This window comes from Streptomyces mesophilus, from assembly GCF_040300965.1.
In the GTDB taxonomy this organism is placed as follows: Bacteria; Actinomycetota; Actinomycetes; order Streptomycetales; family Streptomycetaceae; genus Streptomyces; species Streptomyces mesophilus_A.
The window spans coordinates 42,358-56,738 of the sequence record NZ_JBEPEW010000026.1 but is presented as its reverse complement, the minus strand read 5'-3'; the positions used below and the strand labels follow the sequence as shown (position 1 = coordinate 56,738).

13 protein-coding genes are annotated in these 14,381 nt (G+C 69.5%); 6 read left to right on the top strand and 7 right to left on the bottom strand.

Features of this window, described 5'->3' with window-relative positions:
* Nucleotides 1–41: 41 nt before the first annotated feature.
* Together ABT367_RS12765 and ABT367_RS12760 are read right to left on the bottom strand one after the other, a co-directional pair.
* A complete protein-coding gene (locus tag ABT367_RS12765; RefSeq protein WP_352252471.1) occupies nucleotides 42–2,507 on the bottom strand; it encodes a cation-translocating P-type ATPase in 2,466 nt (821 codons plus the stop codon).
* A gap of 87 nt (nucleotides 2,508–2,594) precedes the next feature.
* A complete protein-coding gene (locus ABT367_RS12760; RefSeq protein WP_352252469.1) occupies nucleotides 2,595–2,960 on the bottom strand; it encodes a DUF2530 domain-containing protein in 366 nt (121 codons plus the stop codon).
* 211 nt (nucleotides 2,961–3,171) lie between these two features.
* Here ABT367_RS12760 and ABT367_RS12755 point away from each other — a divergent pair, with 211 nt between their 5' ends.
* Nucleotides 3,172–4,617 (top strand): NCS2 family permease, encoded by a 1,446-nt coding sequence (locus ABT367_RS12755; protein WP_352252467.1) that lies wholly within the window; start codon nucleotides 3,172–3,174, stop codon nucleotides 4,615–4,617.
* Here ABT367_RS12755 and ABT367_RS12750 read toward each other — a convergent pair.
* Nucleotides 4,587–4,895 carry a hypothetical protein gene (locus ABT367_RS12750; RefSeq protein WP_352252465.1) on the bottom strand — a complete coding sequence of 103 codons (309 nt, stop codon included), beginning with the start codon at nucleotides 4,893–4,895 and terminating at the stop codon, nucleotides 4,587–4,589. The genes ABT367_RS12755 and ABT367_RS12750 overlap by 31 nt on opposite strands.
* Nucleotides 4,896–5,063: 168 nt before the next feature.
* Here ABT367_RS12750 and ABT367_RS12745 point away from each other — a divergent pair, with 168 nt between their 5' ends.
* The 3 genes from ABT367_RS12745 to thpR all read left to right on the top strand — a co-directional run bounded on the left by ABT367_RS12745 (nucleotide 5,064) and on the right by thpR (nucleotide 7,612).
* Nucleotides 5,064–5,501, top strand: a complete 438-nt coding sequence (locus tag ABT367_RS12745; protein ID WP_052579289.1) for a MarR family winged helix-turn-helix transcriptional regulator — start codon at nucleotides 5,064–5,066, stop codon at nucleotides 5,499–5,501.
* Between the two features lie 75 nt (nucleotides 5,502–5,576).
* Nucleotides 5,577–6,920 (top strand): MFS transporter, encoded by a 1,344-nt coding sequence (locus ABT367_RS12740; RefSeq protein WP_352252463.1) that lies wholly within the window; start codon nucleotides 5,577–5,579, stop codon nucleotides 6,918–6,920.
* 74 nt (nucleotides 6,921–6,994) lie between these two features.
* Nucleotides 6,995–7,612: an RNA 2',3'-cyclic phosphodiesterase gene (gene thpR, locus ABT367_RS12735; protein ID WP_352252461.1), complete on the top strand. Its 618-nt coding sequence runs from the start codon at nucleotides 6,995–6,997 to the stop codon at nucleotides 7,610–7,612.
* Between the two features lie 824 nt (nucleotides 7,613–8,436).
* Here thpR and ABT367_RS12730 read toward each other — a convergent pair.
* Complete coding sequence (locus tag ABT367_RS12730) at nucleotides 8,437–9,426, bottom strand: aldo/keto reductase (protein ID WP_352252459.1); 990 nt, start codon at nucleotides 9,424–9,426, stop codon at nucleotides 8,437–8,439.
* A gap of 29 nt (nucleotides 9,427–9,455) precedes the next feature.
* Nucleotides 9,456–10,172, bottom strand: coding sequence for an NUDIX domain-containing protein (locus tag ABT367_RS12725; protein WP_352252457.1), 717 nt, complete (start codon nucleotides 10,170–10,172; stop codon nucleotides 9,456–9,458).
* Nucleotides 10,173–10,220: 48 nt separating this feature from the next.
* Between ABT367_RS12725 and ABT367_RS12720 the strand changes: the two genes are divergently transcribed.
* Nucleotides 10,221–10,979 (top strand): DeoR/GlpR family DNA-binding transcription regulator, encoded by a 759-nt coding sequence (locus ABT367_RS12720; protein ID WP_352252455.1) that lies wholly within the window; start codon nucleotides 10,221–10,223, stop codon nucleotides 10,977–10,979.
* A gap of 34 nt (nucleotides 10,980–11,013) precedes the next feature.
* On the opposite strand, the gene ABT367_RS12715 is transcribed toward ABT367_RS12720, so the two are convergent.
* Both ABT367_RS12715 and ABT367_RS12710 read right to left on the bottom strand, forming a co-directional pair.
* Nucleotides 11,014–12,153 carry a sensor histidine kinase gene (locus tag ABT367_RS12715; protein ID WP_352252453.1) on the bottom strand — a complete coding sequence of 380 codons (1,140 nt, stop codon included), beginning with the start codon at nucleotides 12,151–12,153 and terminating at the stop codon, nucleotides 11,014–11,016.
* A complete protein-coding gene (locus ABT367_RS12710; protein ID WP_352252451.1) occupies nucleotides 12,150–12,812 on the bottom strand; it encodes a response regulator transcription factor in 663 nt (220 codons plus the stop codon). Before ABT367_RS12710 ends, ABT367_RS12715 begins: the two co-directional genes overlap by 4 nt.
* A gap of 129 nt (nucleotides 12,813–12,941) precedes the next feature.
* Here ABT367_RS12710 and ABT367_RS12705 point away from each other — a divergent pair, with 129 nt between their 5' ends.
* Nucleotides 12,942–14,381 carry an ABC transporter permease gene (locus ABT367_RS12705; protein ID WP_352252449.1) on the top strand — a complete coding sequence of 480 codons (1,440 nt, stop codon included), beginning with the start codon at nucleotides 12,942–12,944 and terminating at the stop codon, nucleotides 14,379–14,381.

Below are 14,381 nucleotides of genomic sequence, written 5' to 3'. Positions count from 1 at the left end.
CCGAATCGGTGAGGGGCCGGGCTCCTTCTTGTCCGTAGGGACTACGCCGGGAACTTCCGGTCCACCCACCGGAACGCGAACTCGATCCCCGCCGCCGCCACCGCCGCGATCGCCACCGCCGCCCACGGCATCGTCGTGCCCGCGAGCTTGAGCTGGAAGAAGTCCTGGAGCCAGGGGACGACCATGACCAGCATGAAGCCGAAGCCCATCGTGCCGATCAGGAGCAGCCGCCACCAGGTGTAGGGGCGGGCGATGATCGCCAGGACCCAGATGGCGACGAGGAAGAGGCAGAGCGTCGCCGCGCTGGTCTCCGCCTCGCGCGCGCCCGCACCCGAGTAGTGGCTGCGCGCCAGGACGTACGTGACGAACGTGGCCGTGCCCGCGATCACGCCGCCCGGGATCGCGTACCGCATGACCCGTTTCACGAAGTGCGGCTTCGCGCGCTCCTTGTTGGGCGCGAGCGCGAGGAAGAAGGCCGGGACGCCGATCGTCAGCGTGGAGAGCAGCGTCAGGTGGCGGGGCAGGAAGAGGTACTCGACCTGCGTGCAGACCACGAGGAGGGCAAGGAGCACCGAGTAGACGGTCTTCACGAGGAAGAGGGTCGCGACCCGCGTGATGTTGCCGATCACGCGCCGGCCCTCGGCGACCACCGAAGGCAGCGTCGCGAAGCTGTTGTTGAGCAGGACGATCTGCGCGACCGCGCGCGTGGCCTCCGAACCCGAGCCCATCGAGACGCCGATGTCCGCGTCCTTGAGCGCGAGGACGTCGTTGACGCCGTCGCCCGTCATCGCGACCGTGTGGCCCTTGGACTGCAGTGCGCCGACCATGTCCCGCTTCTGCTGCGGGGTGACCCGGCCGAACACCGCGTTCTCGTCGAGGACCTGGGCCATCTCGGCCTGGTCCTTCGGCAGGGTGCGGGCGTCGACCGTGTTCTCGGCGCCCGGCAGGTCGAGCTTGCCGGCCACCGCGCCGACCGAGACCGCGTTGTCACCGGAGATGACCTTCGCGGCGACGTCCTGCTCCTCGAAGTAGCGCAGAGTGTCGGCCGCGTCGGGGCGCAGACGCTGCTCCAGGACGACAAGGGCCGTGGCGCGGGCGCCCGTGGCGACCGCCGGGTCGTCCAGCTCGCTCGCCTCGCTGCGGGCGAGCAGCAGGACGCGCAGGCCCTGCTTGTTGAGCTCCTCGATGTCCGCGAGCGACGGATCGTCGGCGGGCAGCAGGACATCGGGGGCGCCGAGCAGCCATGTCGAGCTCTCGCCGTTGCCCTCGCTGAAGCTCGCGCCGCTGTACTTGCGGGCCGAGGAGAAGGGCAGCGACTCGGTGCAGCGCCAGTCCTCGCTGTCCGGGTAGGCGTCGATGATCGCCTTGAGCGAGGCGTTCGGCCGCGGGTCGGATTCGCCGAGCGCGCCGAGGACCTTGCGTACGTACGTCTCGTCCGCGCCGTTCAGCATCCGCAGCGCCTTGACGTCCATGCCGCCCTCGGTCAGCGTGCCCGTCTTGTCCAGGCAGACCGTGTCCACACGGGCCAGGCCCTCGATCGCGGGCAGCTCCTGCACCAGGCACTGCTTGCGGCCCAGCCGGATCACGCCGATCGCGAAGGCCACGGAGGTCAGCAGGACGAGACCCTCGGGGATCATCGGGACGATGCCGCCCACCGTGTACGCGATGGACTGCTTCAAGTCGTCGTCCTTGACGACCAGTTGCGAGATCACCAGACCGATCGAGGTCGGGATCATCAGCCACGTCACGTACTTGAGGATCGTGGAGATACCGGAGCGCAGTTCGGAGTGGACGAGCGTGAAGCGCGAGGCCTCCTCCGCGAGCTGCGCCGCGTACGCCTCGCGGCCCACCTTCGTCGCGGTGAACGCGCCGCCGCCCGCGACCACGAACGACCCCGACATCACCTGGTCGCCGGGCTTCTTCAGAACCGGGTCGGCCTCACCGGTGAGCAGCGACTCGTCGATCTCCAGACCGTCGGCCTCGACCACCTCGCCGTCGACCACGATCTTGTCTCCGGGCCCGATCTCGATCAGGTCCCCGAGCACGATCTCGGAGGTCGAGACCTCGGCCGCGATGCCGTCACGCCGTACGGTCGGCTTGGCCTCGCCGATCACCGCGAGGCTGTCCAGGGTCTTCTTGGCGCGCCACTCCTGGATGATGCCGATGCCGGTGTTCGCGATGATCACGAAGCCGAAGAGGCTGTCCTGGATCGGTGCGACGAACAGCATGATGAACCAGAGCACGCCGATGATCGCGTTGAACCGCGTGAACACATTGCCGCGGACGATCTCGCCGAGCGACCGGCTGCTGCGCACCGGCACGTCGTTGATCTCGCCGCGCGCCACCCGCTCGGCGACCTCGGCGGTGGTCAGACCGCGGGCCCGGTCGGGCGCCGCCTCGGGAGGCGGGACCGGGTGCACCGGGTCGAGCTCGGCCCCTGCGTCGATCGTCGGTGGCCTGCCCCCCGGCTCGGGTCCGTCCGTGTCTAGCTGTGCCCGCTGCGTCATGAGTCAGACGGTACGGGGCCGGGGAGGCTCTTTCCCGTCGAGGGCACGGGATTCAGGGGTACGGGCCCGGAAGATCCGACCTGAGTACTACGCGCCGGCACCTTCGGCCGGTGTCTGCCTGCCGTCGGCGGCCTGCTCGGCGGTCCCTTCGGCGGCGGGCGCGGCGGTCTGTGCGCCGGACTGCGCGGCGTTCTGCGCGGCGGCCTCTTCGGCCGCGTGCCGCTTGAGCGCGGCGTCGCGCCCCCGCACGTACCAGATCCCGATGAGGCCGAGTCCGGCGCCGGCCAGGCAGGTCCACACCCACCAGGTCAGATCGCGGTCGTCGAACCAGCCGTAGAAGGGGACCTGCACCAGGAAGAGGACGAACCAAAGGATCGTGCCGCCGGTGATGGTGGCGACGATCGGGCCCTCCAGGGGCTCCGGCGCCTCGTGCTTGGGGGTCCACTTCGCCATGCGCCCAGCTTAGGCGCTGGACGGCCGGGCCCTCGCGCCCGCCCCACGCTTGCGGTTACGCGCGTAGATGGCTTTTTAAGGGCTGTTTATTCATACTGAAACAGCTCTGATATGGCCAGTTTCTTTCGTTGGATCGCACGAATCGATCGAGAAGCGGACGGAAATTGGCCGGAGAGCGACACCGACACTCCCTCCTCCGCGAAGGTCACGCATGTCCTCCTCGGCCCCCGCCCCGGTCGACTCCCCGAAGCCCCCGCCGTATCCGAGCAACGGCCTCGACCGCTTCTTCAAGATCTCCGCGCGCGGCTCGACCGTCGCGCGCGAGGTCCGCGGAGGCTTCGCGACCTTCTTCGCGATGGCCTACATCATCGTGCTGAACCCGATCATCCTCGGCAGCGCGAAGGACATGTACGGCAACCAGCTGGACAATGCCCAGCTGGTCACCGCGACCGCCCTCACCGCCGCATTCACCACCCTGCTCATGGGCGTGATCGGCAACGTCCCGATCGCGCTCGCCGCGGGCCTCGGCGTCAACACCGTGGTCGCGCTGCAGCTCGCGCCCCGGATGAGCTGGCCGGACGCGATGGGCATGGTCGTGCTCGCCGGTTTCATCGTGATGCTGCTCGTCGCGACCGGGCTGCGGGAGCGCGTGATGAACGCGGTGCCGCTCGGCCTGCGCAAGGGCATCGCGATCGGTATCGGCCTCTTCATCATGCTGATCGGCCTGGTCGACGCCGGCTTCGTCTCCCGTATCCCGGACGCCGCCCACACCACGGTCCCGCTGCAGCTCGGCTCCGACGGCCACCTCAACGGCTGGCCCGTCCTGGTCTTCGTGATCGGCGCGCTGCTCACGCTCTCGCTGATCGTGCGCAAGGTGCCCGGCGCGATCCTGATCTCGATCGTCGTGATGACGGTCGCCGCGATGATCATCAACGCGATCGCCGACATCCCCAGCTGGGGTCTGACGACCCCCGAGTGGCCGGGCAACCCGGTCGCGTCCCCGGACTTCGGTCTGATCGGTCAGGTCAGCCTGTTCGGCGGCTTCGAGAAGGTCGGCATCCTCACCGGTGTCCTCTTCGTCTTCACCGTGCTGCTCTCGTGCTTCTTCGACGCGATGGGCACGATCATGGGCGTCGCCGACGAGGCCAAGCTGGTCGACGCCGACGGTCAGATGCCCGGCATCAACAAGGTGCTGCTCGTCGACGGTCTCGCCGTCGCCGCGGGCGGCGCCAGCTCCTCCTCGGCCACCACCTGCTTCGTGGAGTCCACGGCAGGTGTCGGCGAAGGCGCGCGCACGGGTCTGGCGAACATCGTCACCGGCGGCCTGTTCACGCTGTCGCTGTTCCTGACGCCGCTGGCCCTCATGGTCCCCTCGCAGGCCGCGACGCCCGCGCTGCTCGCGGTGGGCTTCCTGATCCTGTCCGGCTCGATCACCGCGATCGACTGGAAGGACTACACGATCGCGATCCCGGCGTTCCTGACCATGATGATGATGCCGTTCACCTACTCGATCACGAACGGCATCGGCATCGGCTTCATCGCCTTCACGGTGCTGCGCCTGGCCGCGGGCCGCGGCCGCGAGGTGCCGGCGGCGATGTACGCGGTGGCCGCCGTGTTCGCCTTCTACTACCTGATGCCGGCGCTCGGGCTGACCTGAGTTGCCGGGGGCGACGAATAGGAGCCCCCGGAACCCCGGTTAGCAGCACCTCTGACGTGTCCCGGGCTTCCTGTTGGCAGCCCGGGCCCCGTCGTCTCACTGTCCTCGTAGAACCGCTGTGTCTCCTCGACGGCCGCCTTGAAGCGTTCGTCGAAGTCGTTCCGCACGAGGGCGCGGATCACATAGTCCTGGACGTTCATTCCCCTTATGCCGGCATGGTGACGGAGTCGGTCGAGCAGCTCTCCGTCTATACGCAGGCTGAGCACGCTGGTCCCCATGCGCTCCAGCGTCCACGGCAGCACTCCGTTTTCGCGTCACTTTCCGCGATCGGCTCACCCATATGGGTGATCTTCCCTTGTGGACGGCTTAGAAATCTTGAGGAACTCTTGAGGCGCGTGAGCCGTTAAGCGGTTTCCTTAGTCAGGGTAATGAGTTACTCTAACTACATGCCTGACCTTTCCCATGGCGACGATGCCGCCGCCGTGAACTCCCTGCGCTCCGCCGTGATGCGGCTCGGGCGCCGGCTCAAGCACCAGCGTGTGGACGAGTCGCTGAGCCCCACCGAGATGTCGGTGCTCGGCACCCTCGCCCGCTGCGGCTCGGCCACCCCCGGCGAGCTCGCCCGCAAGGAGCACGTCCAGCCGCCGTCGATGACCCGCATCGTGGCGCTGCTCGAAGCCAAGGGTCTGGTCAAGCTGGAGCCGCACCCCGAGGACCGCCGGCAGAAGGTGGTCAGCCAGACCGAGCAGGCCGAGGCCATGCTCGAGCAGAGCCGCCGCAAGCGGAACGCCTGGCTGGCTTCGCTCGCCGACGAGCTCGACGAGGACGAGTGGGCGAAACTGCGCGCCGCCGCCCCCGTACTGGAGAAGCTCGCGCACCTTTGACCGCGCGCACGTGGGTAACCCGCAGCACAGCGCGCCACAGACGCAGAACACCGACCGCCGAGGAGGCGAGCCCTTTTGAGTACGGGATCCGGAGCAGACTCCGCCCCCGCACCGACCGCCCACGACTCCACCGCACGTACCAGAAAGCCCTCGACCTTCTCCTCGCTGAAGATCCGTAACTACCGGCTCTTCTTCACCGGACAGGTCGTCTCGAACACCGGCACCTGGATGCAGCGCATCGCCCAGGACTGGCTGGTGCTCAGCCTCACCGGCTCTGCCATGGCCGTCGGTATCACCACGGCACTGCAGTTCCTGCCCATGCTCCTGTTCGGCCTGTACGGCGGTGTCCTCGTGGACCGGCTGCCGAAACGGCCCCTGCTCTTCTTCACCCAGTCCGCGATGGGCCTCACCGGCCTGGCGCTCGCGACCCTGACCCTCACCGGACACGTCCAGGTGTGGCACGTCTATCTGACGGCCTTCCTGATGGGTCTGGTCACCGTCGTCGACAACCCCGCGCGGCAGACCTTCGTCTCCGAGATGGTCGGCAAGGACCAGCTCGCCAACGCGGTCAGCCTGAACTCCGCCAACTTCCAGTCCGCGCGTCTGATCGGACCCGCCGTCGCCGGTGTGGCGATCGCGGCGGTCGGCAGCGGCTACGCGTTCCTGTTCAACGGTCTGTCCTTCATCGCGCCGCTGGCCTCGCTCGCGCTGATGCGCACCTCCGAGCTGCACAAGGTCGAGATCGCTCCGCGCGGCAAGGGCCAGCTCAAGGAGGGCCTGCGGTACGTGGCCGGGCGGCCCGACCTGATCTGGCCGATCGTGCTCGTCGGGTTCATCGGCACCTTCGGCTTCAACTTCCCGATCTGGCTCTCGGCCTTCGCGGACGATGTCTTCCACGCCGGGCCCGGCACGTACGGTCTGCTCAACTCGCTGATGGCGGCCGGTTCGCTGGCCGGTGCGCTGCTCGCCGCCCGCCGCGGCACCGCGCGGCTCCGGATCCTCGTCGGCGCCGCGATGATCTTCGGGCTGCTCGAGGTCGTGGCGGCGATGGCGCCGTCGTTCTGGCTCTTCGCCGTGCTGCTCGTGCCGCTCGGCGTGTTCGGTCTGACGGTCAACGTGACCGCCAACTCCTCGATCCAGATGGCCACCGACCCGCTGATGCGGGGCCGGGTGATGGCGCTGTTCATGATGGTCTTCACCGGCGGTACGCCCGTGGGCGCGCCGCTGGTCGGCTGGGTCACGGACACGTACGGAGTGCGGGTGGGCATGGCCACGGGCGGTCTGGTCGCCCTGCTCGCCGCGACCGGGGTCGGTCTGATGCTGGCGCGGGTCGGTGACCTGAGGCTGCGTCTCGGCTGGCACCGTGGGCATCCGCATGTGCGGTTCGTTCCGCGGGAACAGATGGCTACGGCGGCGTAGTTTGCCGGTCCGGGGCCCGGCCCCGGGCCTGTGTCCGGCCTTCCGCCGGGCAGCCTCGAATGCCGGAGGGCTGAATGGCCAGACTGTTCGTGGCGGTGCTGCCGCCCAGCTCCGCCGTCGCCGAACTCGCCGACACGACCCGTACCTTGAAGGCCCTTCCCGGGGCCGACAAGCTGCGGTGGACCGATTCGGCCGGGTGGCATTTCACGCTGGCGTTCCTCGGGGAGGTACCGGATGCGGTGCGTCCGGACCTGGAGGAGCGGCTGCGGCGGGCCGCGCATCGCACGCCGGCCTTCGAGCTCCAGCTGTACCGCAGCGGGCGGTTCGGGCAGCGTGCGCTGTGGGCGGGCGCGCGCGGGGATGTCGGGACGCTGCGACGGCTGGCAGAGCGGGCGTATGCCGCCGGGGGCAAGGCGGGGGTCGCGATGGAGGAGACCCATCGGTTCGTGCCCCATCTCACCCTCGCCCGCAGCGGGGGCGGGCGTCGGCAGACGCATCCGCCCGAGGTGGATCTGCTGCCGTACGCGGCTGAGCTCGACGGGTTCTCCGGGACGCCGTGGACCGTGCGTGAGCTGTGTCTCGTCAGGAGCGTTCTGCCGCGCAGCGGAGTGCCCGGTGAGCAGCCCCGGTACGAGACCGTGGGCCGCTGGTCCTTGGGGGCTGGCGACGTGCGGGCGGTCGCGGAGGGTTAACCTCGACGCGTGGACCCCAAGACCAGGAACCGGATCATGGCCGGTGTGCTCGTGCTGATGTTCGCTGTGATCGCGGTGGCGGCGGCGGTGGGCTGACGCCTGCTGTTCTGCGGCGCTGTCACGGGGGCTCTGCCCCCGGACCCCCGCTGGTGGCTTGCGCCCCCAGGCCCCCTGGCTTGGGGGCTGCTTCGTGTGCGGCTTTCCGTCGGTGCGTTCTGCGCCTGCGGTTTCGTGTGCGGCTGTCTGCCGGTGCGCTCTGCGCGTGCGGTTTCGTCGTGGGTGCGGTTTCGTGTGCGGCTGTCTGCCGGTGCGTTCTGCGCGTGCGGTGTCGTCGTGGGTGCGGTTTCGTGTGCGGCTTTCTGCCGGTTCGTTTTCGCGTGCGGTTTCGTCGTGGGTCGGGGCCGGGGTGGGGTGCTTGCTCATTCGGGCAATGGCACCGTTCCCGCGAAGGGTCACCGCCTACGTCGGGAGTGCCCGAATGACAATGCACCCCACCCCGTCCCCTTCCGCCGGTACGCGGCTGCGGGCCGGTGGGGGCAAGCGTCACACCCGGCGCCGGCCGCTCCCGTTCCCCGCTCCCCTCATGCCGATACGCTGCCGCGTACCCCACGCGGCCGCGTACCCCCACCGGCCGGTAGCCGCTCGACGGCGGAAGGGGACAGGGAGGGGTGCCTGTCATACGGGCGCCCCCGTCGGCCACGGCAGCCCTTCGCGGGAACGGTGCCATTGCCCGTATGACAGGTACCCCGGACCGGCACCGACCCCCACACGAGCCGCAGGCGGCAGTGCGGGGGCTGGGCCCCACCAGGTACGCGAACGCACGGTTACCAGGCGAACGCCTCCGGGGACGGGCCCGGGCCCGGGAAGATCTCGTCCAGGGAGGACAGGACCTCGTCGGAGAGCTCCAACTCCAGGGCGCGCAGCGCCGATTCGAGCTGCTCCGCCGTGCGCGGGCCCACGATCGGGCCGGTCACGCCGGGGCGGGTGAGGAGCCAGGCGAGGGCCACTTCGCCGGGGGCCAGGCCGTGCTTGTCCAGGAGGTCCTCGTACGACTGGATCTGGCCGCGGATCGTGGAGTCGGCGAGCGCCTCGGCCGAGCGGCCCGAAGCGCGGCGGCCGGATGTGGCCTCCTTCTTCAGGACGCCGCCGAGCAGTCCGCCGTGCAGCGGCGACCAGGGGATGACCCCGAGGCCGTACTCCTGCGCGGCCGGGATGACCTCCATCTCGGCGCGGCGCTCGGCGAGGTTGTACAGGCACTGCTCGCTGACCAGGCCGACCTGACCGCGCCGGGCGGCGGCCTCGTTGGCCTGGGCGATCTTCCAGCCGGGGAAGTTGGACGACCCGGCGTAGAGGATCTTGCCCTGCTGGATCAGGACCTCGATGGCCTGCCAGATCTCGTCGACCGGAGTGGACCGGTCGACGTGGTGGAACTGGTAGATGTCGATGTAGTCCGTCTGCAGCCGCTTCAGGGACGCGTCCACCGCACGGCGGATGTTGAGCGCGGAGAGCTTGTGGTGGTTGGGCCAGGTGTCGCCGTCGCCGGCCATGTTGCCGTACACCTTCGTGGCCAGGACGGTCTTGTCGCGCCGGCCGCCGCCCTGGGCGAACCAGGTGCCGATGATCTGCTCCGTACGGCCCTTGTTCTCGCCCCAGCCGTAGACGTTGGCGGTGTCGAAATAGTTGATGCCCGCGGCGAGCGCGGCGTCCATGATCGCGTGGCTGTCGGATTCGTCCGTCTGCGGACCGAAGTTCATCGTGCCGAGGACGAGGCGGCTGACTTCAAGTCCTGTGCGTCCGAGCTGCGTGTACTTCATGGGAATTCACCCAACGCCTTCGAGTCCGCTCAAGGCAAGAGGGCCTTCGGCCGCGGTGCGAACGGGCCCTCCAGGGCCGCCCATTGGAGGAGCATGATCGTCTTGCCGTCCGCGATCCGGCCGTCGCGGATCATGGCGAGGGCGGTGGTGAAGGGGAGTTCGAGGACTTCGATGTCCTCGCCGTCCTCCTCCAGGCCGCCGCCTTCGCCGGTGCGGTCGGCCGGGGTGTAGGGCGCGGCGAAGAAGTGCAGGCGCTCGGTGACGGAGCCCGGGCTCATGTACGCCTCGAAGACGGGTGTGAGCGGACCGAGCTCGACGCCCAGTTCCTCGGCGCTCTCGCGGCGGACCGCGGTCAGCGGATCGTCCGCGTCGAGCAGTCCTGCGGCCGCCTCGACGAGCATGCCGTCGGGGTGGTCGTTGACGTAGGCCGGGTAGCGGAACTGGCGGGTCAGGAGCACACAGCCGCGTGCGGTGTCATACGGCAGCACGACGGCGCCGTTGCCCCGGTCGTAGGTCTCGCGCGCCTGGGTCTCCCAACGCCCGTCGCGGCGGCGGTAGTCGAAGGTCGTACGGCGCAGGACGTGCCAGCCCCGGGAGGTGAGCTCGACCTCGCGGACCACGACATCGGGGTTACGGTCCAGATCGCGCCCCACCCGGTCGAGACCGGTGCGGCCGCGGTGGTCGGGGGTGTCGAGGCCCGGGGTGCCGGAGGCGGGTGGGGGTGTGGCGGCGTGCGTGGAGTTCATGGGCGCTAAGGTACATGCAGAACCGTGCAAGAACAGGAGAGAGTGCGCATGCTGGCTGCCGAACGGCGCGACCATCTGATCGGGCTGCTCGCCCGTGAGGGAAAGATCGTCGCCAAGGAGGTCGCCGCCGATCTGGGCCTCTCCGAGGACAGCGTCCGGCGCGACCTGCGCGATCTCGCCGCCGAAGGGCTGTGCCAGCGGGTCTACGGGGGCGCGCTGCCGGTGTCGCCGGCCGTCGTCGACTACGGCGCACGCCAGGCCGTGGCCCCGGACGGCAAGCGGAAGGTCGCCTCGGCGGCCGTCGGACTCGTACCGCCGGGCGGCTCCGTGATCCTCGACGGCGGCACGACCGCGCTCGCGGTCGCCCGCGCCCTGCCGAAGGATCTCGGCTGCACGGTGATCACCCACAGCCCGACCATCGTCGCGGCCCTGCTCGACCATCCGCGGGCGGAGCTGTTCCTGCTCGGCGGCCGGATCTTCAAGCACTCGGCGGTGGCCTGCGGGGCGGCCGCGGTGGAGGCGGCGCAGAACGTGTCCGCCGATCTGTGTCTGCTCGGTGTCACCGGTGTCCACCCCGAGGCGGGTCTGACCACGGGGGACGCGGAGGAGGCGGCGATGAAGCGCGCCCTGTCGGCGCGGGCCGCGGACACGTACGTCCTCGCCTCATCCGAGAAGCTGGGCACCGCCTCGCAGTTCCGTGTGCTGCCTTGGGGGGAGGTCAGCGGTCTGATCACCGATGCGGGGCGCGGGGACGCGGTGGCCGAAGAGCTCGTCGGGCTGGGGGTGGAGGTCCTGTTCGCCGGCTGAGGAGCCACCCCCGTGCCCGGCCGAACGGGACCGGTCAGCGCGGCAGTTCGACCCGGATCGTCAGACCGCCCGCCGGGTTCGCCGTGGCGTGCAGCGTTCCGTGGTGGGCCGCCGTGACCGAGCGGACGATGGCGAGGCCCAGGCCGTGGCCCTTGCGCGCGCTCGCCACGCGCTCCTCGGCCCGGTAGAACGGCTCGAAGAGCCGGGCGAGTTGGGTCTTGGTGACATGGGGGCCGGTGTTCGAGACCTCGAGGACCGTACGGTCCGTCTGCGACAGGCGGATGTGCGCCGAGCCGCCCGGTGCGTTGTGGGTCAGTGCGTTGTCGAGCAGGTTCAGGGTCAACTGCCGCAGCAGGACGGCATTTCCGGAGACCGTGCGTCCCGGCTCGATCTCGGTGGAGAGCTCGATTCCGTACGAGGACGCCTGAGCGGACCGTTCCGCGACCGCCGCCCCGAGCAGGGCCGAGAGGTCGACCGGCGCCGGTTCGAAGGCCGCGTTCTGGGCGCTCGCCAGGTCGAGCAGGGCGTGCACGATGCGGATACCGCGCTCGTTGGTCTCGCGGAGCATCGGAAGGAGTTCGGCCAGCTCCTCGCGGGAGGGTGCGTCGCCGGCGACCTGGAGGGCCGCGCGGGTGGTGGCCAGCGGGGTGAGGAGCTCGTGGGAGGCGTTGGCGGCGAAGCGCCGGTGGGCGGCGAAGGACTCCTCGAGGCGGTCGAGCATCTCGTCGAAGGTGTCGGCGAGTTGATGCAGCTCATCGGGCGGTCCCGTCGCGGCGATGCGCTCGCCGAGGTTGCCCTCCGCGGCTTTGCGCGCCGCTTCGTTGATGGTGCCCAGTGGGGCGAGCAGCCGCTTGGAGACGAACCAGCCGACGCCGAGCCCGAGCGCCCCGACGACCAGGACACCGCCGGCCGATACGGCGAGGACGGTGTTCCAGACGTCCTCCTTGGTGGTGATGTCGGGGTGCTCTCCGCTCGCCGGGAGGCGCCGGCCCGGGGCCACGTCGGTGACCTGCGAGGGGTCGACGACCACGGTGTCCATGAACCCGTATGTCGGAAGGAAGCGCATGCCGACGTAGATGATCGCGACCATCAGCGCGGCGCAGGCGGCGAGGGCGCAGGCGAAGCCGAGGAAGAGGCGGGCGTGGATGCTCAACGTCCGCCTGCGCCCGGTCATTTCGTCCCCAGGTAGTAGCCCGCGCTGATCGCCGTGTGGACGAGCTGCGGTTCGCCCAGCTTCTTCCTCAGGGTGTGGACGACGAGGCGTACCGCGTTGGTGAAGGGGTCGGTGTGCGCGTCCCAGGCCTTGTCGAGGAGGTACTCCGCGCTCAGGACGCCGCCGTCCGCGCGCATCAGGAGCTCCAGTACGGCGAGTTCCTTCGGCGTCAGCCTCACCTCCGCGCCCGCCCGCGTCACGCGGCGCCGGTGGGTGTCGAAGACGACGTCCGCGAAGGAGAGGACGGGGGAGTGGGTCATGGGGCTGCGCCGGTACAACGCCCGCAGCCGTGCGACGAGTTCGGGGAAGTCGAAGGGCTTGGCGAGGTAGTCGTCGGCGCCCAGGCCGAGACCCGCCACCTTGTCGTCGAGCCGGCCCGCGGCCGTGAGCATCAGGATGCGGCAGCCCAGGTCCATCGCCACGATCCGGCGGCAGACCTCGTCGCCGTGCACGCCCGGCAGATCGCGGTCCAGGACCACCGCGTCGTAATCGTGGACCGTGACGCTCTCCAGCGCGCTGTCGCCGTCGTGCACCACATCGACGGCGATGGCCTCGCGCCGCAGGCCCAGCTCCAGGACGCGCGCCATATACGGCTCGTCCTCCACCACCAGCACCCGCATCGCTCGACTCTTCCTTTCGGCTTCCCATTGGCTCCGATACGTCCTATCAGACCCGGTATTTGACCGGTGTATGAGCAAGCCCGGCCGCACAAACACCGTTCAAAAGGGCCGCTCCTTAGCGTGAAGGCCATGAATTTGTTCAAACGGGCCTGGTGGCGGCTGACTGCCCATCTGGGCAAGACGGTGATGCTGGTCGGGCTCTTCTTCGTCATATGCACCCTGGTGCTGTCCGGATTCCTGATCCAGTCGGCCGCCGCACGTGCCGCGGATTCCGCGAAGAACAGCGTGGGCGCCGTGGCCACCATGCAGCTGGATCTGAACGCCCTGATCGACTCGGGCAGGATGCAGCAGGGCGGCGGCGGTACGCCCGGCATGATCGGCACCGAGGGCGACCTGCGCCGCAGCCTCGTGGACAAGATCTGCAAGTCGTCGGTCGTCGCGTCCTGCAACTACATGAAGGACGGCGTCGCGGCCCCGACGGATCAGGTGAAACTCCATCAGCCGGTCCCGGCGCCGGCCGGTCAGGACAGCGGCGGAGTGGATTTCTTCAAGGCGGACGGAATCCGTGATCTGGACGCGGTCAAGGACTTCCGCAACGGCGACTCGAAAATCGTCGCCGGCTCCGGGATCAAGCCCGACAGCAAGAGCGACATGGTCGTCATCGAGGAACGGGTGGCGAAGGACAACCATCTCGAAGTCGGCGACAAGGTCGAGCTCAATGCCAATATCCAGAATCCCGACGGCAGGCTGAGCACCAAGGAGACGGACTTCGTCATCGGCGGCATCTACCGGAACAACACGGCCGACACCGGCACGTACGTCCCGCCCATGATGGCGCCCTCGAACCAGATCTACGTCACCCCGGACGGCGCGACGCGCCTCGACGGCAAGAAGGTCGGCGCCGACGGAGGCGTGATCAAGGAGGCCACCTTCACGCTGCGCGACCCGGGCGACCTGGGCAGGCTGAAGCAGGACGCCGAGGCCGCCGGCGCCGACCTCGAGATCTTTCCGCTGACCGTCAACGACAAGCAGTACAAGACCCTGGTCGGCCCGATCAACAAGACGGCCGACTTCGCCTCCGTCACGGTCTGGCTGGTCGCGATCGCGGGCACCGTCATCCTCGCCCTGATCATCGCGTCCAACCTGCGCGAACGCCGCAAGGAGATGGGTGTGCTGCTCTCGCTCGGCGAGAAGAAGCCCAGGCTGCTCGGACAGCACCTGGTCGAGGTGATGGCCTGCGCGGTGCTCGCGATCGGGTTCGCCGCGGGGGCGAGCCAGTTCCTGTCCCAGGCGATCGGTGACCGGCTGCTTTCGGGCGAGGTGTCCTCCGCGAACGAACAGGCCGCGAACGAGGCCGCCAAGCCCGATCCCTCCGACCCGACGGGCGGCGCGAACAGGAGCGACGAGCCGGAGGTCGAGCCGATCGACTCCATGGACATCCGGACCGGCCCCGCGGACATCGCCAAGGTCGGCGCCACCGGCCTCGGCATCGCGGCCCTCGCCACCCTCGTCCCCGGCGCACGCGTACTGCGGCTCAACCCGCGCGACATCCTCACGAAGGGCGACTGA